This is a genomic window from Synechococcus sp. KORDI-52 (assembly GCF_000737595.1).
GTDB lineage: Bacteria > Cyanobacteriota > Cyanobacteriia > PCC-6307 > Cyanobiaceae > Parasynechococcus.
In genome coordinates this window covers 1,715,579-1,737,685 of the sequence record NZ_CP006271.1, presented here as the reverse complement: position 1 = coordinate 1,737,685, position 22,107 = coordinate 1,715,579, and the positions used below count along the sequence as shown (strand labels likewise).

Annotated in this window: 22 protein-coding genes; 7 read left to right on the top strand and 15 right to left on the bottom strand. The window is 58.5% G+C overall.

Annotation, left to right across the window (positions count from 1 at the left end):
- Nucleotides 1-1,020, top strand: coding sequence for a hypothetical protein (locus KR52_RS08885; protein WP_038554871.1), 1,020 nt, complete (start codon nucleotides 1-3; stop codon nucleotides 1,018-1,020).
- Here KR52_RS08885 and dacB read toward each other — a convergent pair.
- The 5 genes from dacB to dapF form a co-directional block, all read right to left on the bottom strand.
- Nucleotides 965-2,227 carry a D-alanyl-D-alanine carboxypeptidase/D-alanyl-D-alanine-endopeptidase gene (gene dacB, locus KR52_RS08880; protein ID WP_051834419.1) on the bottom strand — a complete coding sequence of 421 codons (1,263 nt, stop codon included), beginning with the start codon at nucleotides 2,225-2,227 and terminating at the stop codon, nucleotides 965-967. The genes KR52_RS08885 and dacB overlap by 56 nt on opposite strands.
- Nucleotides 2,228-2,268: 41 nt before the next feature.
- Nucleotides 2,269-2,775, bottom strand: a complete 507-nt coding sequence (locus tag KR52_RS08875) for a DUF4330 domain-containing protein (protein ID WP_038554868.1) — start codon at nucleotides 2,773-2,775, stop codon at nucleotides 2,269-2,271.
- Between the two features lie 62 nt (nucleotides 2,776-2,837).
- A complete protein-coding gene (locus KR52_RS08870) occupies nucleotides 2,838-3,554 on the bottom strand; it encodes a DUF1995 family protein (RefSeq protein ID WP_038554866.1) in 717 nt (238 codons plus the stop codon).
- A 12-nt stretch (nucleotides 3,555-3,566) separates the two neighbouring features.
- Nucleotides 3,567-4,739 carry a cysteine desulfurase family protein gene (locus KR52_RS08865; protein ID WP_084221975.1) on the bottom strand — a complete coding sequence of 391 codons (1,173 nt, stop codon included), beginning with the start codon at nucleotides 4,737-4,739 and terminating at the stop codon, nucleotides 3,567-3,569.
- Entirely contained in the window at nucleotides 4,726-5,832 is a 1,107-nt protein-coding gene (gene dapF, locus KR52_RS08860; RefSeq protein ID WP_038554861.1) for a diaminopimelate epimerase, read from the bottom strand. Before dapF ends, KR52_RS08865 begins: the two co-directional genes overlap by 14 nt.
- Before the next feature lie 443 nt (nucleotides 5,833-6,275).
- Between dapF and KR52_RS08855 the strand changes: the two genes are divergently transcribed.
- Both KR52_RS08855 and KR52_RS14380 read left to right on the top strand, forming a co-directional pair.
- Nucleotides 6,276-6,872: an EF-hand domain-containing protein gene (locus KR52_RS08855; RefSeq protein ID WP_253912362.1), complete on the top strand. Its 597-nt coding sequence runs from the start codon at nucleotides 6,276-6,278 to the stop codon at nucleotides 6,870-6,872.
- A 309-nt stretch (nucleotides 6,873-7,181) separates the two neighbouring features.
- Nucleotides 7,182-7,460: a hypothetical protein gene (locus tag KR52_RS14380; protein WP_156957684.1), complete on the top strand. Its 279-nt coding sequence runs from the start codon at nucleotides 7,182-7,184 to the stop codon at nucleotides 7,458-7,460.
- 745 nt (nucleotides 7,461-8,205) lie between these two features.
- Here the strand turns inward: KR52_RS14380 and KR52_RS14965 are convergent.
- From KR52_RS14965 to KR52_RS08830, 4 genes are all read right to left on the bottom strand, one after another.
- On the bottom strand, nucleotides 8,206-8,403 hold the full coding sequence (locus KR52_RS14965) for a hypothetical protein (protein ID WP_156957683.1): 198 nt from the start codon (nucleotides 8,401-8,403) through the stop codon (nucleotides 8,206-8,208).
- An 843-nt stretch (nucleotides 8,404-9,246) separates the two neighbouring features.
- The gene (locus KR52_RS08840) at nucleotides 9,247-9,510 is read right to left on the bottom strand and encodes a hypothetical protein (protein ID WP_038554849.1); all 264 of its coding nucleotides are present in this window, start codon (nucleotides 9,508-9,510) and stop codon (nucleotides 9,247-9,249) included.
- 95 nt (nucleotides 9,511-9,605) lie between these two features.
- Nucleotides 9,606-10,019 (bottom strand): hypothetical protein, encoded by a 414-nt coding sequence (locus KR52_RS08835; protein ID WP_038554847.1) that lies wholly within the window; start codon nucleotides 10,017-10,019, stop codon nucleotides 9,606-9,608.
- 131 nt (nucleotides 10,020-10,150) lie between these two features.
- A complete protein-coding gene (locus KR52_RS08830) occupies nucleotides 10,151-11,275 on the bottom strand; it encodes a tyrosine-type recombinase/integrase (RefSeq protein ID WP_253912361.1) in 1,125 nt (374 codons plus the stop codon).
- A 264-nt stretch (nucleotides 11,276-11,539) separates the two neighbouring features.
- Here KR52_RS08830 and KR52_RS08825 point away from each other — a divergent pair, with 264 nt between their 5' ends.
- Together KR52_RS08825 and leuS are read left to right on the top strand one after the other, a co-directional pair.
- Nucleotides 11,540-11,761, top strand: a complete 222-nt coding sequence (locus tag KR52_RS08825) for a hypothetical protein (protein WP_038554841.1) — start codon at nucleotides 11,540-11,542, stop codon at nucleotides 11,759-11,761.
- Between the two features lie 46 nt (nucleotides 11,762-11,807).
- Nucleotides 11,808-14,417, top strand: coding sequence for a leucine--tRNA ligase (gene leuS / locus KR52_RS08820; protein WP_038557139.1), 2,610 nt, complete (start codon nucleotides 11,808-11,810; stop codon nucleotides 14,415-14,417).
- A gap of 12 nt (nucleotides 14,418-14,429) precedes the next feature.
- Here leuS and KR52_RS08815 read toward each other — a convergent pair whose 3' ends face one another.
- The gene (locus KR52_RS08815; RefSeq protein WP_038554838.1) at nucleotides 14,430-16,028 is read right to left on the bottom strand and encodes a glucose-6-phosphate isomerase; all 1,599 of its coding nucleotides are present in this window, start codon (nucleotides 16,026-16,028) and stop codon (nucleotides 14,430-14,432) included.
- A 115-nt stretch (nucleotides 16,029-16,143) separates the two neighbouring features.
- Here KR52_RS08815 and KR52_RS08810 point away from each other — a divergent pair, with 115 nt between their 5' ends.
- Nucleotides 16,144-16,914 carry a hypothetical protein gene (locus KR52_RS08810; protein WP_038554835.1) on the top strand — a complete coding sequence of 257 codons (771 nt, stop codon included), beginning with the start codon at nucleotides 16,144-16,146 and terminating at the stop codon, nucleotides 16,912-16,914.
- A 134-nt stretch (nucleotides 16,915-17,048) separates the two neighbouring features.
- Here the strand turns inward: KR52_RS08810 and KR52_RS08805 are convergent, their stop codons facing one another.
- The 4 genes from KR52_RS08805 to KR52_RS08790 are packed head-to-tail and all read right to left on the bottom strand — an operon-like array spanning nucleotide 17,049 to nucleotide 20,281.
- On the bottom strand, nucleotides 17,049-17,288 hold the full coding sequence (locus KR52_RS08805; protein ID WP_038554832.1) for a TIGR03643 family protein: 240 nt from the start codon (nucleotides 17,286-17,288) through the stop codon (nucleotides 17,049-17,051).
- 35 nt (nucleotides 17,289-17,323) lie between these two features.
- Nucleotides 17,324-18,250: an N-acetylmuramoyl-L-alanine amidase gene (locus tag KR52_RS08800; RefSeq protein ID WP_038554828.1), complete on the bottom strand. Its 927-nt coding sequence runs from the start codon at nucleotides 18,248-18,250 to the stop codon at nucleotides 17,324-17,326.
- Complete coding sequence (locus KR52_RS08795; RefSeq protein WP_038554825.1) at nucleotides 18,232-19,929, bottom strand: M61 family metallopeptidase; 1,698 nt, start codon at nucleotides 19,927-19,929, stop codon at nucleotides 18,232-18,234. The genes KR52_RS08800 and KR52_RS08795 overlap by 19 nt, the downstream gene beginning before the upstream one ends.
- 1 nt (nucleotide 19,930) lies before the next feature.
- Nucleotides 19,931-20,281, bottom strand: coding sequence for a DUF1257 domain-containing protein (locus KR52_RS08790; protein ID WP_038554823.1), 351 nt, complete (start codon nucleotides 20,279-20,281; stop codon nucleotides 19,931-19,933).
- Between the two features lie 72 nt (nucleotides 20,282-20,353).
- Between KR52_RS08790 and purN the strand changes: the two genes are divergently transcribed.
- Entirely contained in the window at nucleotides 20,354-20,914 is a 561-nt protein-coding gene (purN, locus tag KR52_RS08785) for a phosphoribosylglycinamide formyltransferase (protein ID WP_038557138.1), read from the top strand.
- Here purN and argC read toward each other — a convergent pair.
- Nucleotides 20,905-21,978 (bottom strand): N-acetyl-gamma-glutamyl-phosphate reductase, encoded by a 1,074-nt coding sequence (argC, locus tag KR52_RS08780; RefSeq protein ID WP_038557137.1) that lies wholly within the window; start codon nucleotides 21,976-21,978, stop codon nucleotides 20,905-20,907. The genes purN and argC overlap by 10 nt on opposite strands.
- Nucleotides 21,979-22,107 lie beyond the last annotated feature (129 nt).

Here is a 22,107-nt window from a genome sequence, read left to right as displayed (position 1 = left end):
ATGAACGACGTCCGGTTCACCGTTCTCGATCAACTCGATCAGCTGGAGGAGGTTGTGCTCGAGGGCAGTCGACTGCCGTTCACCGGTGGACGGCTGGTGAACGAAACCGATGCCGTCGAGCTTCTTGATGCCGTTCGGGATGCTTTGCCCCAGGAACTGGAGCGGGCCGTGAAATTGATTGATCGGCGTGATGAGTTCATCAACACCGCCCGCAAAAGTGCCGATGACATTGTTCAGCAGGCGCAGCGCCAGCGCGAACAGCTGGTGAACAACGCTGCCATTCGTCAGGAGGCGGAGCGGCAGGTGAATGAGTTGCGTGATCAGACCCGCCAGCAGTGTGAGCAACTCCTGCAGACCACGCGACAGCAGGGTGCCAAGTTGGAGCAGGAGATGCAGAGCAAGCTTGCGCAGTTGGAGCAACAGTTCGCTGCCCGTCGCCAGGAGCTGGAGCAGGAAGCCCTCGAGCGTCGCCAGCAACTGGATCAGGAAGCGATTGAGCTGAAGCGTCAGCACGCCGAGCGACTCGAAGCCACCCGCCAACAGGCTCAACAGCAGATCCAGCAGATTGAGAAAACGGCTGTTGAGCTGAAACGTCAACATGCTGATCAGCATGAAGCCAACCGTCAGCAGGCCTTGCAGGATCTTGAGACCATTCGCCTGGAGGCCCTTCGGCTACAGAAGGAGGGCCGCGACGAGGCCGAGCGGATCCACAACGATGCACTGCAGTTCCGTCAGCAGACTCAGCAGCAATGCGAGTCGCTCATTCAACGCAGTCGTCAAGAAGCTGCTGGCGTTCAGGACGGCGCCAACCGTTATGCAGAACAGACGCTGGGTGAGCTGGAAGTGCGTTTGAAGGAAATGGCTCAGGTGGTAATGGCCGGCCGGCAGGAACTGTCCAAAATTCAGACGATCCGATCAGCGTCCCCTGCATCCAGTGGAGGGGACGATTCCAAGACGGTGCCCATCAGCCGGGCCCACCGTGCGGCGTCCCGCCTGCGTTCCATGAGGGGCAACGGCTGACACCCTGGCTTGCCAGCAGAATCTGACCCATCACCCGTTTGGGCGCGTAGGCGCCATTGGAGATCATGCTCACGTAGCGGGGACCATGGGGTGTGGCGAGAATTCCAGAGATCGAACGCACCCCGGTCAGGGTTCCTGTCTTGCCCCAGAAGCGACCCTGAACAGAGGTGCCGCGGAGAAAGTTGCGCAGTGTTCCCCTCTGACCGGCAATCGCCATCGAGGCCTGGTAGTAGGCCGCCAGAGGATGTTGTGCCATACGCCACAGCAGAACAGAAAGGGAACGACTGGTGAGACGGTTACCCCTCGAGAGTCCGCTGCCGTCACGCACCCTCAGCCCCTTCATGGGTATTCCCTGGGCCTGCATCCAACGGGTGGTGGACAGCGCCGCACGGTTCACATCCCAGGCATCCGCTGCCTCTCGCATCAGCACCTCAGCGGTGAAGTTGTGACTCTCGGTGTTGGCCAGGCTGAGCAGAGCGTGCATCGGCGCGGACTCTTCGCGGTGCAGCACCACCATCGGCGCACCACTCCGCTCCAGTGCCGCTTCTCGAGTCTGCTGATCCACCATCTGCAGTCGGATCTGGCCGCCCTGCTGGCGAATCGTGGAATCCAAAATCCGTTGCAGCCGTGCCGCTGGATTCATGACCGCCATATGCAAAGCATTGCTGGTGAGAGCCAGGCGGGTGATCGGTGCGCCGTAGGCGTAAGACCGGTCCGCTGGGTCCCAGTCAGCGGGCCACCAGCGCTGACGCGGTTCCTCCCGCACCATCAGCTGAACAGGTGTTGATGAAGGGCTGGCCGGGTTGCGGGAGCCCCCCTGGCCGAGAGCAACCATGGCGAACTTCTGTATCTCAGCAATGCTGAGGTCGGGATCCCCTTCACCCACAATTTCCAACGTCCCATCGGCGTGACGCAGGAGCTGTGTCTTCAGCTTGAAGTCAGGGCCTAGGCGATCCAGGGCAAACGCCGTGCTGACCAGTTTCTGATTCGAAGCCGGAACCCTGGGAATCCCCCCGTTCAGATCCGCCAGCAACCGACCACGTTGATCAAGCACGCTGACGCTCCAGACGTGCTTTTCTGGGCCCACGGCTGATTCCAGAGCTGATTGCAACGCCGGGCATAGAGCTCCGCCGCCGAGCAACGCCTGTCCCTGACGCTGAACCACAGGAGGCGGAGACAACAGCGGAGGATCTGCCCTGGCGGGCATTTGTGGAGCCAGCACCAACAGGCTGAGCAGGGCGGAACGAATCACAGGGGGGTCACTCCACTCACGACCCCATTGAGGCGATAGAGACGACCTTCCAACTCCACGGGTACGCCCACCTTTAGCTTGGTGCCGCCGATCACAACACCAGAGGATTTGATTTCCGCATTCGCCTCCATCACAAATCGGGCATGGCGGGGAAGGTGGGTGCTTGGGACATCGGCTGTCACCACCGAACCATCGGGCTGTACGGCCATCAGAGGATTGGTGAGGTCATCGACAGAAATGAGAGTCAACCGGCCGGCCGGTTGGTTGCGAATCACGATATTGAGCGCCGCTTCCTCTCTGGCCGCATTGAACAGTTCCTCGGGATCAGCGCTGTAAAGATGTCGAACATCAACGCTGACCTGCACGGGCTTGACGGCTCCCGTGGCTTTCGCGACCGCATTCGAGAGCTTGGGTGACCAGATCACCCCACCCAGGGCAGCGAGGGCGACAACACCAGCCACTGCATCGATGACAGAAAGGGATCGCAGCCTGTTGAGCAGCATCGGTGAGGAGCCTGAGCACGAACCTTAAAGAGTGTCTGAACGTGGATCAAGCCATCTGCGACTCAGTTGCGCAGACCATCAAGGAAGCGGTCCACACCGGACAGCTGTTGTTTGATGCTGTCGGGATCTTCACCAGCCAGCAAAGCTGCCGTGGTGTCCGGGTCTGGCCGCTCGGCAAGCACCTCAAGTTGCCGGTAACCATCGGGATCCTGGCGATAGAGACGCCAGTCATCGGGGAAGCAGCGCATCAACGCACCTCCCTCCAGGGGCTGAAGCCAGTAGGCCTGCTGCCAGCTGGCCACGAAACCCTTTCGACGCTCCCGGGCCACACTGCCGATGCCGACGGCAGCGTCTTCTAGACGCCCATTCAGCATCAAAACCACTCCGGCGTGGTTTTCACACAACGCCTGGAACTCCTCGTAATCAGCAGGGGAGGGGTTCACCGCAAGCAGCAGACGGGTGTCGGGGGCGTCGTTCACCGCACGTTTGAGCTGATTGAAATCAAGGATCACCTCTTTGAGGTCTTCCGCATCGCGCCGGGCCAGGGCAGCAGCACCGGCATCGGGCCAAACCATCAACAGATCCTGACCGGCAGCGATCAGTGCACGCGCCAGACGCACCGCCACCGGAAGCAGGCGAAGGCCCTCAAAACGGAGGCTTGCAGCCCAGCGTTGACCGTCGCCGGATCCAACGGCCGCCAGGGCGGCTTGCAGCAAGGCTTGCTCGGCCGCGAGCAGATCCGCGGGGAGGGCGAGACAGGGAGCGTCGGATTGAGTCATGGCCAAAGCATGTCAGGGAAATGTCTCGAGTACGGATTCAAAGCGGCCGGAGACGGCATCGAGATCCTGATCCGACAGCCAGGGGCCAAGGGTCAGCCGCAGGCCCGACTGCCGTTCAGGCCCAGGAACGCCCATGGCCATGAGCACAGCACTGTCGGCACTGTTGCCACTGCTGCAGGCACTGCCACTGCTGATGGCCACCCCCGACGCCGCCAGCCGTCGCACCAGATCGCGTCCCGGCAGGGGCTGGCCATCAGCGCTGGTAGCCAGCAGCGCGATGTGATGGGGCAGACGCTGATCCGGGGGAGGACCGCAGAGCTGAAGCTGGGATAGCTCCAGCAGACGTTCGAGCAGTTGATCCCGTTGGCGACGGATCTGGATCGAGCTGCCCGGTGGAACGGGCTGGCTGACGGGGTCAAAGCTGGGAAGGGCCATCAGGGCTTCGGCCATGCCACTGACCAACGCAACGGGTTCGGTGCCGGAACGCAGGCCGTGTTCCTGGCCGCCACCGCCCTGGAGTGGTGAAAGTTCCACACCCGGGGCCCGAATCAGCAGGCCCACCCCCCTGGGGCCGCGGAACTTGTGGGCTGAGAGGGTCAGCAGATCAACCCCGAGTCGCTCGAAGGCGAAGCAACCCTGGGGCACAAGCTGAGTGGCATCGCTGTGGATGACGATGCCGCGCTCCCGGCAGGCCTCAGCGATCTTGCTTACGGGTTGCAGTGCACCCACCTCGCCCTGGGCGGCAATCAGGGAGACCAGCCGGGTGGGAGCAGACAACAGCCGATCGAGTTGGTCCAGCCTCACAACGCCCTGGCCATCAACGGGCCATTCAGCAATGCTCCAGCCCAAGGCCTCCAGTCGGTCCGCCGCAGCGACCACCGCTGGATGCTCCACCGCAGAGATCACCAACCGGCCCGGGACAAGACCGGCGGCACTGCCGAGCAGGGCAAGGTGAACGGATTCCGTCGCTCCTGATGTGACGATCAACTGGTCAGGGCTGACAAAGAAACGCTCGGCGATGCGCCAGCGCGCCCGCTCGAGGGCCTCCGCTGCTGCCAACCCTGCTCCATGGAGGCTGCTGGGGTTGGCCCAGGCCGTTTGCTGCACCTGCTGCATCACCGCGATCACCTGCGGCAGGGGCGGTGTCGTGGCAGCAGCATCCAGGTAGAGCTCAGGGCGTTCCACGCTCAAACCGCGCTTTGGTGCGCTGCTCCAGGGACTCACTGGCGAGATTGAGCATCGAGTCGAGGGATGTGTTGCTGAGGAAGGCCTGCACCTTCTGCTGCGCTTCATCGCGGAGGCAGTGGTCAGGGCGCTGACACTGGTCAGCGCAATCCTTGGAGCAATCGAATTCGGCCGCGGCCGTCGCCGCAGGTGGAGAGGCAGGGGCAGCGCTGATCGACGCCGTCGTCGAATCTGCCGGCACCAAATCGGGTGTCAGAACCCCGTCAAACACCGCTTCAGCGGGCCCCGTCATCAGCACGGAACCGTTGCGATCGCGCCACTCAATCATCAGCGGGCCGCCGGGCAGAACCACCTCGGCGCAGTCATCGGCGAGGCCCAGCAACACCGCTGCCACCAGGGTGGCGCAGGCACCGGTGCCGCAGGCCAGGGTCGGGCCTGCACCCCGTTCCCAGACCCGGATCTCCAGCCGCTCACGGCTGTGCACTTGGAGGAAATGAACGTTGGTCTTGGCCGGGAAAGCCGGATGCACCTCCAGGGCAGCACCCCAGGCATCAAAGGGAATGCTGGCGAGGTCGTCCACGGGCACCACCACATGGGGATTACCCATGCCAACGGCCGCCACCTTCAGTTGCTCTCCCTCCAGGAGCAACACCCCCTGCGGCACTCCGTCTTCGGGCATCAGACTTGTGGGGATGCCCTCGGAGGTGAGGAAGGGCGGGCCCATATCCACCCGCAACTGGCCATCGGCCATCAGTTCCGGGCGGATTATTCCCGCCAGAGTTTCGATGTCCCAGCTGCTGCCGGGGGCATCACCATCGGTATCGGCGAGGTAGCGGGCCAGGCAGCGAATGCCGTTGCCACACATCTCGGCTTCACTGCCGTCGGCATTGAGAATCCGCATCCGCAGGTCCCCATCCGCCTGAGGAGGCAGCGCCAGGATCAGGCCATCGCCGCCAACGCCGAAGCGCCGATCACAGATGCGCTGCACCCAGGCTGGATCGGGATCACTGATGGCATGAGGCAGTTGTCCCTGCCGGCCTTCAACGATCAGGAAATCGTTGCCAAGTCCCTGATATTTGCTGAACGAGAGCATCGACTGAGAGCCTAGTGTTTGCGATGGGTTTGGCTGATCCTCTAAGCCCACGTTGTAAGCCCAGTTTGCCTTGGGAACAGTTCCCGACTCATCAGTTTAAGAGGGTGATTTGCGACGTACCGATGAACACAAAAACATGCACCGAGAGGCCCTGCGCCGCAATGGATCTCAGCGACTGGTCCCAGGATTCTGGAAAGCTCCGGCAACAAACCACCTGAATCTGGGCATACAACTCCTGTTCTCTAAGGACTCGACAGCGGGCCGTCCAGGCCCGCCTGAGAGACCGCTAGATCAGAGACGCAAGCTGCGTCAAGAGAGTCGCAGGGCTGCTCGCAGATGCACACATGCATGGCTCAGAGCGCGTTGAGCGTTGAGTGTTATCTCTTCAGGCCACAACAAATGCCACACATGCATTGTGCCACTTGCGAAGAGATTGGCTACACATGGAAAAATCCTTCGCCCCTTGCGCTCATATGCACCCAGAGCTCAAACGGCGCTACAGAAACCTTTTTAGTTTTTACGATAAAAATAGTGATGGTCAACTTGTATTCGAGGACGACCTGGCTCCCGTAGCTGATGCAATTGATGCTCGCTGGGGAAACAACAAACGACCATTCCCCAATCTGCTCAAACTGCTTTACGCCACTTATCAAAAGGAGAACAGCAACAGGGATCTAAATAATGACGGCCAGGTAGAACCAGACGAGTTTGTAGAAGCCCATGAACGTGTAGTGAACAACTTTCAAGCGGTTCCTGACAAAGCGCGAGCATTCATTAGACAGGCCGCTGGAGGCTTTTTCTCATGTCTTGATTTGGATCAGGATGGATGGTTGGTTCCCGATGATCTTGCAGCCTACGCAGAGGCTTATGGGCACCCTAGTGACTGGGTTGAGACCAATCTGAACACCATGTTGGAGATGTTGGGCAAACCACTTGGACGGATTGATTTAGAAACTTTTCTACTTCTAATTGAGCAGTATTGGTTCGATCCTTCACCGAATATTCCTGGTGCAAGATTGTTCGGAAGGCTGCCTGAATAGATATATAAAACACCTACTTAGCGCGTGTGTTGAATATTGACTAGGGCGACAAACGCCACAGATGGGTAGAAAAGTAAGCGTGGAGAGCCCACGAACCCAGTCACCCCCTCCCTGGTCTGCTGCGGCTGACTGGAGCCGGGAACAGGCTCTTTGATGGTGCCGACACCTCGAAGGTCATTCCACCCACGATTGATTGATGCCGTCAGGTTGATGGTTCTCCGTTTTTACCATGCACTCATCCGTTTGGACGCCATCCGCAGGATTTCACCAAAGCGTTGTTGTATTTCAAAATGAGACGAGCTGGACACCATGAGCACCGAAAAGAAGACAAAAGGAAACGAGGTATTAATTGCAATCATTGGCTTAACTGGCGTCTTGACTCCAGCAGGTCTTTCTAGTTGGGACAAAATATACCCTAAAAGCAATGTTATTAAGGCTGAATATTTGGGATATAGACCTACAGGCAATTTTGAGACGGAATTAAGGCACTATTTCAATGTGTCTGGCGCTAGACAGGCTCATGACAATACGCAAAAACATCTGGTGCAAAACTTTAAAATGCGGCCAATATCACAATATCCTAATTAATCTGAGCTGATAAATAAAGTGTTAGACATTGCCAAAGAAGTAGCGATTACCATTGATGAGATCATCCCAAAGTTGCTACCTGTTCATGAATATCATTTTACGCTACAAGAAATGCAAGAACAAAATAAGTTTTATTCATAGAAATAATGAAAGACATTGTCAAGAAAAGCCCCTTGTTGGCACGAAAGCTCGCACCAATACAGGCGGAGATATAACTAATGCTCAACAACGTGTTTTTAAGAGAATCAAGAGAGAGATAGACTGAAATATAACAATTAAATGCACTCGGACAGGAAGAAGCGCCACTCGTTCCTCGTATTGCCTCTTGCTGCCGAAGATGTGAAGCGATAGGCGGATGCCTGGACGGGTGTCAGATCTAAAGCCATCAGTTCAGCAGCACCTTTCCCTGGCGGATCTTTGTTTTGCGGGAGGACTGGACCAGTTCACTAATGGTTGTTCTCTTGTGTTAGGCCAGCTCCGCTAGAGGAAAAGAGGGATTTGTCTAAGACCGTGTAATCCATGTCGCAGGATTAGGATCAAACACAAACTTGAATGAGACCCTAAATCTTTTACTCATCTGATTATCGCCTCTTCTTGATATCAAAGATAATCCATAAAAGAATACTGGAGATAAATAGAACTATGGTGTTTTGTTTGCTCAGGAATTCAGGCGCATAGATCCTAAAGGCACCAATAACTAGGAGGTCTGCGACCAAATACCATCCCAATGATTGGAAATTTATGGTCATGGCTGGCTGCAAGTATTTTCGAAGTCGTCAAACTCTTGGATCAGGCATTCAGCCTCAAGGTCATTGGAAGCGCCAAGAAGGTGATGGCACCTGACTTGCAGCCACTTGGATACCTGAAGCTGCTGGGCGGATGGGATGTCATCCACGGTTATGAGCTTGAGATTCTTTCTGAAGTTCTGCTCCCAGTAGCTCATGACAAGACAGGCGGTGACGGAATTTACCCGTGCAGTTACCGAGGGTCTGTGATGTAGATCACCATCCACCCCTCAATAGAGACACAGAATTTATTACTTCTCTCAGGATCAGCTACAACGCCCCTGAAATATCACGTTGAAGATATACCTAAGACGCCCCTTTCGCTTGCCTGAGGGGCACACAGAAGGCTTAGAAAGCACACAAGAGTAATCCTCAGATGAGGATGATGAGTGATATGTATTTAATACTGGTCCCAAAGAAGTTATAACAGCCTGTGTGGTCTGTGCAATAACGCCTTCGGCGTCGGGCACAGCAGACACAACATCAAGAGGGTTGCGGTGATGGTGATCAAGATCTCCTCAGAGGAAAGTTGTGTTGTCCTGTGGCATCACGCGAAGCGTGGCCTCACAGGGAACACAGCAGAGATTGGAACAGTCTCTTCTCCTCTTTTTTTGATTTACCCGCCTTTAAGTTATAACTAGATTTATATTGTCTAAACATAGTCATAGCAGTAGTTTATACCCTATGTCGGTATGCGAGGTATGTGACTAGGTGATGCTAAGTGACCGGTATGCGTCTTATGCATTATAAGCAATGTGCAAATTTTATTTCGCTGAGATCTCCTCTCCTGCAGTGGGTTTACGAGAACATTACGGTTTGTGGGATCCATTGGTATGACAGGGAAATTTGTGGGTCAGTGCGCACGCACGATCTTTACATGCATAGAAACTCACTGTGTCAGTTGCAAAGAAAAGATGTATCCTAATGAACATCAAGGGGGTCTAACCCCCAGTAGTTCTACGCCAACGCGCAAGGTACTTTTTCGCAGAGATTCAGATCATCTACTGATCCAGGTATTCCATCGCAGCAGTCCTGATGGTTTGGATCAGTTCATTCCTTCCTTCGTTGCCAACCACCGGCAGGTATGTCTCAAGCAGTTGCTGCAGGTCAAACACCACGGCGCTGCCTACCAAGTCGGAGAGGGTGCGGTCCATCGGGTTGATCAGTGACTGCTTCTGCATGATCGCGGCGGATTTCCGCCACGCTGTGTTTTCCACATTCTCGGTGCCGATTCGCACCGGAGCGTTTTCCACAGCAGTGCGCATTGATGCCCACCTCCCTTGAGAACTATTGGTGTGACTGCTCACCTGTGACCAGGATCTGGTCCCAACTATGTCCAGACACCGGACTCTCTTCACTCTCAGCACTGTGCCCACCCTTGCGTGAACGCTCTTGCCACTTTGGTGTCCATCAGGAATGGGGTCTGTTCCACGTACAGCTCAACCTTTGAGCCTCTCTTGATCAGCTCCAACTGGGCTTGGTTCAGTTCCCTACCCTCTGCATCTACGAACACAGGGATCCACGAAGGGAGTGCAGCGCTGTAGATGTATCTGATGCACAAGTCGTCATCCCACGGAAGTGGTATTTCATAGGGCTTCTTAGCATTGGTCTGTTCCTTGGCAAATCTGATTAGCTCCCACCTATCCCCGTGGATCTGATCATGGGTGTCTTCATCGATCTTGTAGCTGAAGCACCTGTTGTCATATTTATTGGCATCTCGAAGCACGTTCACGAAGCCATCAAGGTGTGTTGTGAAGGTGTAAGCGTTGGCCATAGGATTCTGGGAACAGTTAGACATTCTCTGCAAGGCGCCTGTGTGCTTCTCTAAGGCCTCTGTTTAGCGCTTTGGTTGTACCCAGTCAAAGCAAATTTAGAGGCCTGTTAGAGACGATTCTGAGAGGAGAGCTAGGTCAACTGTTCCAATGCCTTCCTCATCGTTGGTAGATCAACAGCGCCATAAACACTTGTCTGAGTCTTGGGAGTGTGGCCGAACAATCTGCCGATCACAGACTCATTGATGTCCTTGGATCGGAGACAAGTAGCGGCCCAGTCATGGGTTGCTTTGGGGCTGACTCCGATGATCTTGTGCCAGTGCATTGCTTCACACCACCGGTCACGCTTTGCGCTGTAGGCCCAGGGGAAGATCAACCCCTCGCAACGTTCGTCTAGTTGCTCTTGCTTGAGGATTGGCAGGAGCCGTGAATGGATGGGAACAGTCCTCACTCGGTATGAGTTCTTCAGTGGCCTGGTCTCGTGGCTCTTGAAGTGGATCACTTCCTCCTGCAGGTCGATGTCCTCCCACCGCAGTCCACCCACCTCTGATGCGTGAGCGCCAGACCACCTAAGAATGTGCCAGAGCAGTTGATGGTGTTGAGGCAGCTTCTGCCAGCTCTGATCGGCTTGGTCCAGTACAACCACCTCTTTCTTCTTCGGCTTTGCCTTCACACGCTTGGTGAGGTCTTTGAAGGGGTTCGACTGAACCCAGCCCTCTTCCTCTGCCACACCAAACAGTCCATTGAGGAATCTCAGGCGTGTCTTCACTGTTGATGCCTGACACCTGCCCAACTCCTCTGCACGCCAAGCCAAGGCGTCATCCCTGGTGATCTCTTGGATGTATTCCTTGCCGCTGTGTTCCATCAGCTTGAGCAGGTAGCGCCGCCACTCGAAGGCTGTGGACTGTGAGGGGTCCTTCAGCAGGGCTGCACGGGTCAGTAGCTGCTCAGGGGTGTGCATAGGCCTTGCAGAGCCATCCAGGACGTTCTTGGCCGTCTCGTAGAGCTTCAGGTACTCGGGATTAACTGTTCCCTTGCTGTCCAGGTACGTGGGCTCTCTGGTGACGGATTGGATCAGGTCGTGAGCATCGATGTCGTCAGGGATCTCTTCACGCTTAGGGATGAGTGATAAGAGCTTCTGCTCGTCGGTCTGTTGCTGACCTTGTGCCTGCTGGATCAGTTGTTCTGTCTCTTGGAGGAACACAGCAGCATTCCTCTTCGCTTCAGCAAGGGTTGTTCCGGCTTTCCTACGCCACATGGCACAGCCGATCTCTTTCGTTAAAGCTGGGGGCACTCGGCGCTGGAAGTACCAGCCATCGCGGCCCTGTCTTCTCGTCAGGTAGTTGGGCATTGCTTTGACAGCACCAGGCTCAGCACCTGGACTTTGTGCTGTGTATGCCCAGATTGTATGCCCTGGACCTGCTGAGAGCAACTGGTATCAGTGGTGTTCTGGGTTCTCTTGACGTCGGCTCCACTCTTTGCTGAACTGCAGCATGCGTGGCCGGTATTGCACTCGAATCCTATGGAGACAACGCACCTCGACCCAAGTCTGCCGGGGGTTCGACTGCTGCAGAACTGGATTCGGGAACAGCTTCCCCTCAGCATCGCGGTTCTGGGGCAGGAGCCCATCGAAGGGCGTCTCATCTGGCAGGACCCTGAATTTCTGGCCATCGAGCGCCCAGGATCCAGTCGGCCTGTCCTGATCAACCGACGCCAGATCAGCGTGATCCGCTCGCTCGGTTGAGCACCAGGCGTGTGGCACGATCGCAACCTTGCCGAGCGCTGGTTCCGTGAACGCTGCCAACCCTGCCGTCAACACCAGTGCCCAGACCGGTCGTTATGACCCAGCTGCCTTGGAGCAGCGTTGGCAGGAGAGCTGGAAGGCCGAGGGGGTGGACTCGACCGAAGAAAACAGTGAAAAGCCTGGTTTCTTTGCCCTGTCGATGTTCCCGTACCCGTCGGGAAGTCTGCACATGGGCCATGTGCGCAATTACGTGATCACCGATGTGATCGCCCGCGTCCAACGCATGCGTGGCCATGCCGTGCTGCACCCGATGGGATGGGATGCCTTCGGACTCCCCGCCGAAAACGCAGCGATTGAACGCAATGTTGACCCCGGCGAGTGGACCGACCGCAACATTGATCAGATGCGGGCGCAGCTGGACCGTCTTGGCTTGTCGATCGACTGGAAGCGCGAACAGGCGACATGCCATAGCGACTATTACCGCTGGACCCAGTGGCTGTTCCTTGAGTTGCTTGAAGGCGGGCTGGCTTATCGCAAGAACGCCACCGTCAACTGGGATCCCGTTGATCAGACCGTGCTGGCCAATGAGCAAGTGGATGGCGACGGCCGCTCCTGGCGCTCAGGGGCCCTGGTGGAACAACGCCAGCTGAACCAATGGTTCCTGCGCATCACCGACTACGCCGAACCGCTGCTCAACGACCTGGATGCCCTCGAGGGCTGGCCGGAACGGGTGCGCACCATGCAAGCCAACTGGATTGGTCGTTCCGAAGGCGCGGAGATTAGCTTCTCCGTTGAGGGGTCACAGGATCAGACAATCACCGTGTTCACCACGCGCCCCGACACCCTCGCTGGAGCGAGTTATGTGGTGCTGGCACCGGAAAACGAGCTGGTGGACAGTCTCACCAGCGCTGAACAGAAGGGCACGGTGGAGTCCTTCCGCAAGGAGGTGGCTCGTCTCAGCACGATCGAACGCACCAGTGATGACAGGCCCAAGCGGGGTGTGCCCATCGGCAGTCACGTGATCAATCCGCTGACGGGGTCAGTGCTGCCGGTGTGGATCGCCGACTACGTGTTGGCCGAGTACGGCACCGGCGCTGTGATGGGTGTACCGGCCCACGACCAACGCGATATCGCGTTTGCCCAATCGAATGATCTGCCGATCCAGCAGGTGATCGATGCCGAGGGAGCTGCTGACGCCATCGCTGCCGGTCAGGCCTGGACGGATGCCGGAAACCTGATCAACTCCGGCGTCTTCGATGGCACTGCCTCCAGCGAGGCCAAGGGCGCCATCACCGGCCACGGCGCCGAGCAGGGTTGGGCCCGCAGCAAGGTCACTTATCGCCTGCGCGACTGGCTGATCTCGCGTCAGCGCTACTGGGGCTGCCCGATTCCCGTCATCCACTGCGATGACTGCGGGGCTGTTCCTGTGCCGCGCGAGGATCTTCCGGTGGAACTGCCCCGGGGCATTGATTTGTCAGGCAAAGGCGGTTCGCCCCTGAGTCAGCAGAGTGACTGGGTCAACGTGTCCTGCCCAATCTGCGGCCAGCCGGCCAAGCGGGAAACCGACACCATGGACACCTTCATGTGTTCCTCCTGGTATTTCCTGCGCTTCGCGGATCCCCACAACAGCGAGAAACCCTTCAGCAAGGAGGCGGTGAACCGCTGGTTGCCGGTGAAGCAATACGTGGGTGGCATCGAACACGCGATCCTGCATCTGCTCTATGCGCGTTTCTTCACCAAGGCGTTGAAGGATCGCGGCCTGATCGACATCAACGAACCCTTTGAACGGCTCCTCACCCAAGGCATGGTGCAGGGCGTCACCTACCGCAATGCGACAACCGGCAAGTACATCGCTCCAGCGGACGTGGCAGATCCCGAAGATCCCCAGGACCCCAACACCGGAGACAAACTCGAGGTGTTGTTCGAGAAGATGTCGAAATCGAAGTACAACGGTGTCGACCCTGCGGCGGTGATTGATCGCTACGGCGCAGACACGGCCCGCATGTTCATCCTGTTCAAGGCACCCCCGGAGAAGGATCTGGAGTGGGATGACGCCGATGTTGAAGGCCAGTTCCGTTTCCTGCAACGGCTGTGGCGCCTGGTTGAGGCGGGTGCTTTCCGCATCGACTCTCTGGAGCCGCTGCAACGTCCGAGCGAATTGAATGATGCCGACAGCGGCGTGCGTCGGGCGTTGCACCTGGCCATCGAAGCCGTCAGCGAAGACCTCAGTGACGAGATTCAGCTGAACACGGCGATCTCCGAGTTGATGAAGCTCTCCAATGCCATCAGTTCCACAGGCGTCGACGCTCTCAGTACGCCGGTCTTGCAAGAGGCGCTTTCAGGTCTGGTTCGCCTGCTGGCTCCGTTCGCGCCGCATCTGGCGGAGGACTTCTGGAGCCGTCTGGGGGGAAGCGGCAGCGTGCACCGTGAAAGCTGGCCGCTTCTGGATCCGACGGCCCTGGTGCAGGACAGCGTTGAAGTGGTGATCCAAGTGAAAGGAAAGGTGCGAGGCAAATTGCAAGTACCCGCCTCAGCCGACAAGCAGGAGCTGGAACGGTTGGCCCTGGCCAGTGATGTGGCGCAGAAATGGATGGAAGGAGCCGCCCCTCGGCGGGTGATTGTTGTTCCCGGGAAACTGGTCAACCTGGTGCCCTGATCCCCATCGCAATCAGCTTTTGCTGAAACGTATGGAGGCGGGTTTGCTCCAGTCTCCCTGGGCATTGAAGCCACGCTGATTGCCGGTGAGGTGACGCAGAATCCAAAAGATGGATTCGTCGGTTCCATCCCCAAGAGCCATGCGGATCTCATCAGCGGAACGGGCGACACCATCGGCCAGGATCGCTTCCACACGACCCTGCAGGTCAAGAATCGCTGCAGCTGCTTTTTTGCCGGCTTCAACGCCGGGCTGGTGGTAGGCGTTGATGTTGACGAGTTCGCCGTAGAGGCCGACGGCACGCTCGAAAAGGGCGATCAGCGCGCCAAGACGACGGGCATCAAAGCAACGCATGCTGATCGTCATGCTCTGGCGCCCACCCTCGGTAAGGGCTGAGCGGGTGCCTTGCAGGAATCCGTCAAGGAAATCGCCGGGGCACTCTCCGTCAATCATGGGGATATCACTGACGTCCTCAAGCACCTCGACGAAGGTGGCGAAGAAGTTGTCGACGCCATCGCGCAGCTGCTGCACGTAGGCATGCTGGTCGGTGGAGCCTTTATTGCCGTAGACGGCAATGCCCTGGTGCACCACATCACCGTTGCGATTAAGGCGCTTGCCCAGGGATTCCATCACCAGCTGCTGGAGGTAGCGGCTAAACACCTCAAGGCGGTCCCGGTAAGGCAGAACTACCATGTCGCGCTGCCCCCGACCGCCACCGGCCACGTGCCATGAAGCAGCCATCAGGGCCGCTGGATTGCGGCGCAGATCCGGGGTGCGGGTGGCGGCATCCATCTGTGCCGCGCCGGCGAGAAAATCACGGATGTCGCAACCGATCAGGGCCCCGGGCAACAAACCAACGGCACTGGTGATGCTGGTGCGGCCACCGACCCAGTCGAACATGTCGAAGCGTTTGAGCCACCCCTCGGCCTGGGCCTGTTGATCCAGCTTGCTGTCAAGCATCGTCACGGCAACGGCCTGACCGGCCCACTTGCCGCCGGCAGACTCGAGACGATAGCGGGCCTGCTCCATGCCGAGGTGCGGTTCTGGGGTGCCCCCCGACTTGCTCACCGTCACCACCAAAGTGCGATCCAGGCGTCCCTCCAACCCAGAAAGGACGTTGCTCATCCCGTTGGGATCAACGTTGTCGAAGAAGTGAAACGGGAGCCCTTCACAGGGCTTCTGAAGAGCCTTGATCATCAAGGCAGGTCCCAGACCACTGCCGCCGATACCGATCCAGAGCACATCGGTGAAGACTTCACCGTTGGGTGCCTTGATTGTCCCGTTGATCACATCGCGCCCGAAGGCAGCGATCAGATCGATTTCCCTGGAGATGTGTTGCTGCAGCTCTGAAGAGGGGGCGAGCTCGGGAGTGCGCAACCAGTAGTGCCCCACCTGACGCTGTTCATCCGGATTGGCAATGGCTCCTGCTTCCAACTGCTGCATGGCAGTGAAGGCTGTCTCCATCGGCGGCGTCAGCTGCTCAAGGTCCGCGGCGTTGACATGCATCCGGCTGATGTCAAGCCAGACACCAAGATCATCGTGGTACCAGCCGAGATCACAGAACCGCTGCCATTGAATCTGAGCGTCGGAGGCGCTGAAATCCGGGAAGCTCATGCCGGGAGGGCGTTGCAGACACGCTGAACGTATCCAGGATCTGACCGAATGCCCACGCAAAAGGACACCCAAGCTAGTTTCATGTCACCTTTCGCCGATCACGATTCCAGCCCCCATGCCTGATCCACTGCGTTGGACAACGGCACTGCTGGCAATAGCAGCCAGCTTCTGCCTCGTTGGTCAGTGGTCGCATCCCATTGCCGATCGTGATGATCAGGGACCTGTGGTGATGGAGGACAGGCTCGAACCAACAGACTTCTCACCGGAAGAACTCAAACTTCTGCAACGACGCTTCGGCGTGCATGGGCCCCAAACTCAGCTGGCGCAACTGTTCACCAGCGGCGTTGATCAGCTCCAACCCCTGCGCTCACAAACGTTGGTTCGCCTGCGCGAACTGAAGCCCGTCATTCTTCGCGAATCGGCAACGCATCAGGTCAATCCAATGTTGATCACGGCCGTTCTCTTCGATGAGATTCAGCATTCAAAGCCTGGTGAGAGCCTGCCGTTCATCGCCCATTCCGGTCTGGTCAAAACACACGGTCCAGCCCAGATCGGCATCTCAGAATTGATCCACCAAAATCGACTGCCGGCGAACCCCACGCAGGAAGAGATCACTTGGGCCCGCAATCAGTTGCTGGATCCCGAGATGAACATCACCCTGCTGGCGGCAAAGTTCCAGCGGCTGAAGGTGGCCCTTGGTCTGCCAGAAACCCTGATGCTGCAGGCGAGTCGTTCGTATCTGGATGCCAAGGCGATCGCCACCCTCACATATCTGCATAACGGCAAACTGGATTACCCCGCTCGGGTGCTCGGTTACATGCAAGACCCTGAATTGCACGGGCTGATCTACGGCGGCCGCCAACCGAATCCCGACATCACGGTTTGAATACGTTCAGGGGATTTCATTGCCTGCGGTCAAGCCCCTAGTTGTTGCTGCAATACATCTTCTGGCCCCACGTCATCCGAAGCATCAAAAGAACTCTGCGCATGACCTGCAACGACTCTCGTCGCAGCACTCAATTATTTGTGGCAACTGGCCCGAAACCGATTGGAGCGGCAGGTGGCGGCGTGTTTGGTTTGACGCCCGCTCACACGCTTGCGCCAGAGCTTGAATGACGACGTTTTCATCTGTTGACGCATCAGAGCGATCACCTGGGGCTCGGAGAGTCCAAATTGAAACTCAATCGCCTCGAAGGGAGTGCGGTCTTCCCAAGCCATTTCGATGATCCGATCGAGATCTTCACTGGTGAACGTTGTCAACGGCGGCTTGAGCTGAGATGTAACGGTAACGACATTCAAGTCACGCAGAGGTCGCCAAGGGCAGCCAGCCGAGCCTGAAGTTCCGACCAGTCAAAACTGCGTGGATCACCCCGTTCACCGCCGAGATCCACATGGCGATGGGTGGTGATCGCTGCTGGTGGAAGATTGAAGGAGCGAATCCAACCCGACAAGACCAACGCCAACGCGTCGTATTGCTGAGTGGTGTAGCCGACATGGGAGCCATTGGCGTTGGCTCCAGAAGGCGGTGTTTCCAGGCTCAGATGTAAAGCGAAATTATTCACAGAGCCCTTGAGCTTCTTGTTGGTGATCGCCCACTCCCCGAGAAAAGCGGAGAATCCGGCGCCATAGGCGCGCTTCAACGGATCCACGATGTCAAGGACACGACCATCCTGGCCAACCAGCGTGTGGTAACTCACCTGATCTTCATCCCTTGGGTGGGGGGTCATGAAGGTGTTCAAGGCAGAGGTCAGCGAATAAACAGTCTCGTGCAGAACCACAACCCGAGGCGTGGCATCGATTCGACGACCGAAGGCATCCTTGTCGTGTCGCTCACCGAAGTTGGTGGGATCGATCTTCACGAAAGCCCTCCATGAGCTCGAGCGGGCATCGAGTTTGTTCAAACGGGACCTGAGTCCGTTGTCGATATCAGAGCACTGGCGAGCCAGTGGTGAGCGCCATGATCGTGACTTCGGCGGTAACGGCGATAAGGAGGAGGAGTTCTCGTCCCGCGGGCGATCTTGTTCCTCACCCATCTGCTCGAGAAGTTCCATCAGAGACGGCCGAACCCCGGCATGGGAGAGACCCACGTGATCGACCAACACCCAGCCGAGCAGACCCAACGCCAACGAGCCCGCGGCTGCAGCAGTGAGCGAGAGCGCCCGGTGCTCATGGACGCGGTGCCGCAGTCCGATCCAACAACGACTTAAACGATCTCGAACCATCGATCCCGCAGTTGACGTTGTTCCGTTGTGCACCCAGGATCCCAATCCAACGTCCAATGGTCCACACCTCGGTCAGGAAACATCTGGGTCTCCTTAAGGAGGCTGCGTCGTGCATAGGTGACGCTCACACAGACCTGCTGCTCGAGCAGAACCGGGAGATCATTGACACAGCGGACCCGGTAGCCATTGATCGCCAACAATTCATCGCCAACCACGAGCCCAGCCCGTTGCCCGGGACTGTTGCGCCGCACCCGTTGAATCAAGGCGGCGCCCTCTCCATTCTTGATTGTGAGTCCATGATCGAGGTGCTTGAGCGGAACCGGATCCATGCGCAGCCCCAGGGCCTCCACACAAGCGATCAAGGGCAGCGCCTCAGGCTTGTCGAGCCATTGATCCAGATCTGTCGCCAGTTCGGCATCCCTTCGCAGCAAGGCGGCCTTGATGTCACCGCGGGTGTAGCCGCGGGCCTGGCAACCATGGCTCAACCAAAGATCCCGAAGAATGGCGGCCATGGAGTGGCCGCGCTGCCTCAGGCGCACATCCAGGCAGAAGGCCACCGCAGCACCAAGGCGGTAGTAGCTGATCTGGCTGTCCCGGGACGCTGGCGTTGCCTTGTAAAGCTTGATCCAAGCCTCACGGGCACTGGCCGCCAGCGACTGGATTGAACAACCGGGTGACATCAGCACGCTGGACAGCTCCTCCCCCAGATCCTTAAGCAGGGTCGGCCGATCCGAACAACCCGCCAGCAGGGGCAGGCTGAGGTCGAAATAGCTGGTGATTCCCTCGGCAAACCAGAGCCCTTCGGTGATCACCGCCTGGCCGTAGTCGTAGGGACGTAGCTCAACGGGCCGCAGCCGCCTCACATTCCATTGGTGCAGATATTCATGGCCGATCAGCTGCAACAGCTGCCGGTACCCCTTGGGCTTGGCCAGCGCCGACCAACTGAACTGCAGCACAGCACTGTGATCGTGTTCCAGGCCGCCATAGCCCTGATCGAGCAGTTGCAGCACCAGCTGGTAGCGGTCCCCCGCCGGCGGAAGGGTTCCCAGCAAACGACAAGTGGCACTGCACACCTTCTCGATGTCGCTGATGAAGCTCGGTGGCCACCCCATCGGCGGCGTGCCGATCAGCAGCAGCTCATGGCGTTTGCCCTCCACCGTGAAAGATTCCGCCTGAAAGGGCCCCGCATGCAGCGGGCTGTCCACGAGGGCATCGAAATCGGCAGCGACCCAGCCTTCAGCGATGGCCTCAAGCGGCAGATGCACATTCCAGTGCTCCGGGGCCGTCACGGCAACGTGGTGTGGTGACCAGCGGCAGCCGTCGATGTCCATGGCCACAGCGGCCAGGCAGAGCGAGGCGAAATCGGGATCCAGCAACCCGGTGCGTACGGTCAGATCCCGGGCCTCAAGCTGATAGTTGAGCGTGAGCGGGCTCAGGTCCGGCAGATCACAAAGCCACTGGTGCGGCGCCATCCGATGCACCGGCAGTTCCTCACCGTTGGCCAACAGCTGCAGGCTGTGCAGGTGCTGGGCGTGATCACGCACCGTGTACGACCCCGGAGTCCACACCGGCAGATGGAAGGTCTGGCGTTGGGTCTGAGGTGTCCACTGGATGGACACACCGACCGTCTGCGTTTCGGGATGGCTCAGATCGAGCCGGATCTGAACCGGTTCGAACACGTCAGCGGGTCTGCAGGGTCAGCTCGGCGGAACCCACGCCACCGAGGCGCACCTGGTCCATGGCATGGAGCAGGGCATAGCGACGGGTCACCCGCTGCAAGCGCTGTTCAAGCCCCGGCTGGCGGCTGATCCGTTGGATGTCGCCATGCATCACGATCGTGCCGTCCTCCTGCTGCGTCCAGCCCAAGGGCATGGCTGAGCCCTGAAACGCGAGCAGATCCACAGCATGGGAGTCGTCCGCGAATCCCTGCAATTCGGTCGATCGCTCCACCGTGAAGCCCTCATCAGAAAGGGCCTGAACCAGACGCTCGAGGTCGGTGAAGACAGTCGGCAGGATGGAGAGATGGGACATGGACCGGACCCCGCTTTGACTGACCCTAGCCACAACATTCGAGCTGACCAGGCCCCGCTGCAGCTGGGGGTGATGGCATCCGGAAGCGGCAGCAACTTCGAGGCCTTGGCCCAGGCGATACAAGCCGGGCATCTCAACGCGCGGATCCGGCGGCTGGTGGTGAACAATCCGAGCTGTGGTGCCCAGCAACGGGCGGAGCGTCTCGGCATTCCCGTCTCGGTGCTCGACCATCGCCTGATCCAGGACCGACGCGAGCTGGACGGCGAACTGGTGCGCCTGTTTCAGGCCGACCAGGTGGAGCTAGTGGTGATGGCGGGGTGGATGCGGATCGTCACTGATGTGTTGGTCAGTGGCTACTCGAACCGCCTGATCAACATCCACCCTTCCTTGCTGCCCAGCTTCCGTGGTCTGGACGCCATCGGGCAGGCCCTGCAGGCCGGGGTGAAAGTCACCGGCTGCACGGTACACATCGTCACCGAAGAGCTGGATGCCGGCCCGATCCTGGCCCAGGCCGCCGTTCCCGTTCTTGATGGGGATGACCACGCCAAGCTCTCCAAACGGATTCAGGAGCAGGAACACCTGCTACTTCCCAGAGCACTGGCTGAGCTAAGGCCAACCTGGCGTCAGGGATAGAACGACTGCAACGGCAGTCCCGTCTCGGGGGCAAGGCCCGCCATCAGGTTGAGGCACTGCACGCCTTGCCCCGCCTGACCCTTGATCAGGTTGTCGATGGCACTCATCAACACCAGCTGGCCGGTGCGGGTGTCCACCTGAACCGACAGCAGGGCACGGTTCGTGTGGCGCGCCCACTTGGTGGCGGGATAGGTGCCCACCGGCAGAACTGCAACGCAGGGGTGGTGACGGTAGATCGCATCAAGAACCGTGGTGCAATCCTCGGCGGTGAGACCGGGATCACGCAGGCGGGCATACACCGTGGACAGCAGACCACGCACCATCGGCACGAGGTGCGGCGTGAACTGAAGCTGCACGTCCTGGCCAGCCACCTCCATCGCCATCTGTTCGATCTCAGAGGTGTGGCGATGACCGATCACGCCATAGGGCGCGATGGATTCCGAGGCCTCCGCCAGCAGCATCGCCTCCTTCGGCACCCGCCCACCGCCAGAGGTGCCCGTCTTGGCATCGATGATGATGCCGCTGGTCTCGATCAGCCCCTGTTTGAGGAACGGCAGCAGGGGCAGCAGGCTGGCGGTGGGGAAGCAACCTGGAGCTGCAACGAGGGTCGCGTCAGCGATGGCGGGGCCGTTCCATTCCGGCAGGCCGTAGACGGCACTTCTGCAGAGCTCAGCGTCCTGACGGTTGAGGGAGCCGGCTTCCTTGGCATAGACCTGCAACCACTGGTCCAGGGAGCGGTAACGGAAGTCGGCGGAGAGATCCACCACCCGCACACCCCGCTCCAACAGCTGCGGTGCCAACTGACAGGCCAGGCCGTTGGGGAGGCTCAGAACAGCGAAATCGGAACAGGCCGCAATCCGATCCGGATCCGCCGATTCCACCGTTGGGTCATCCGGAAGAGGCAGAAAGGAGCAGACGGAGCTCCAGCGTTGACCAGCACTGCGTTCACCGCCGAGAAAACTCACAGACAGACCGGGGTGACCCTGAAGCAAACGGATGGTCTGCAAGCCGCCGTAACCGGAGGCCCCGATGACTGCAACCCGTCCGCCCTTCACCGTTGCCATCGCTTCAACCGCCGACGTTGTCCTGCCTGCCATTGAACCAACCAGCCAACGGTTGATCGTACAGAGATCAATAATGAAGTCATCTCCCGGCGACCAGGCTCCTGAAACCCAGTTCCCTTGACCCCGCGA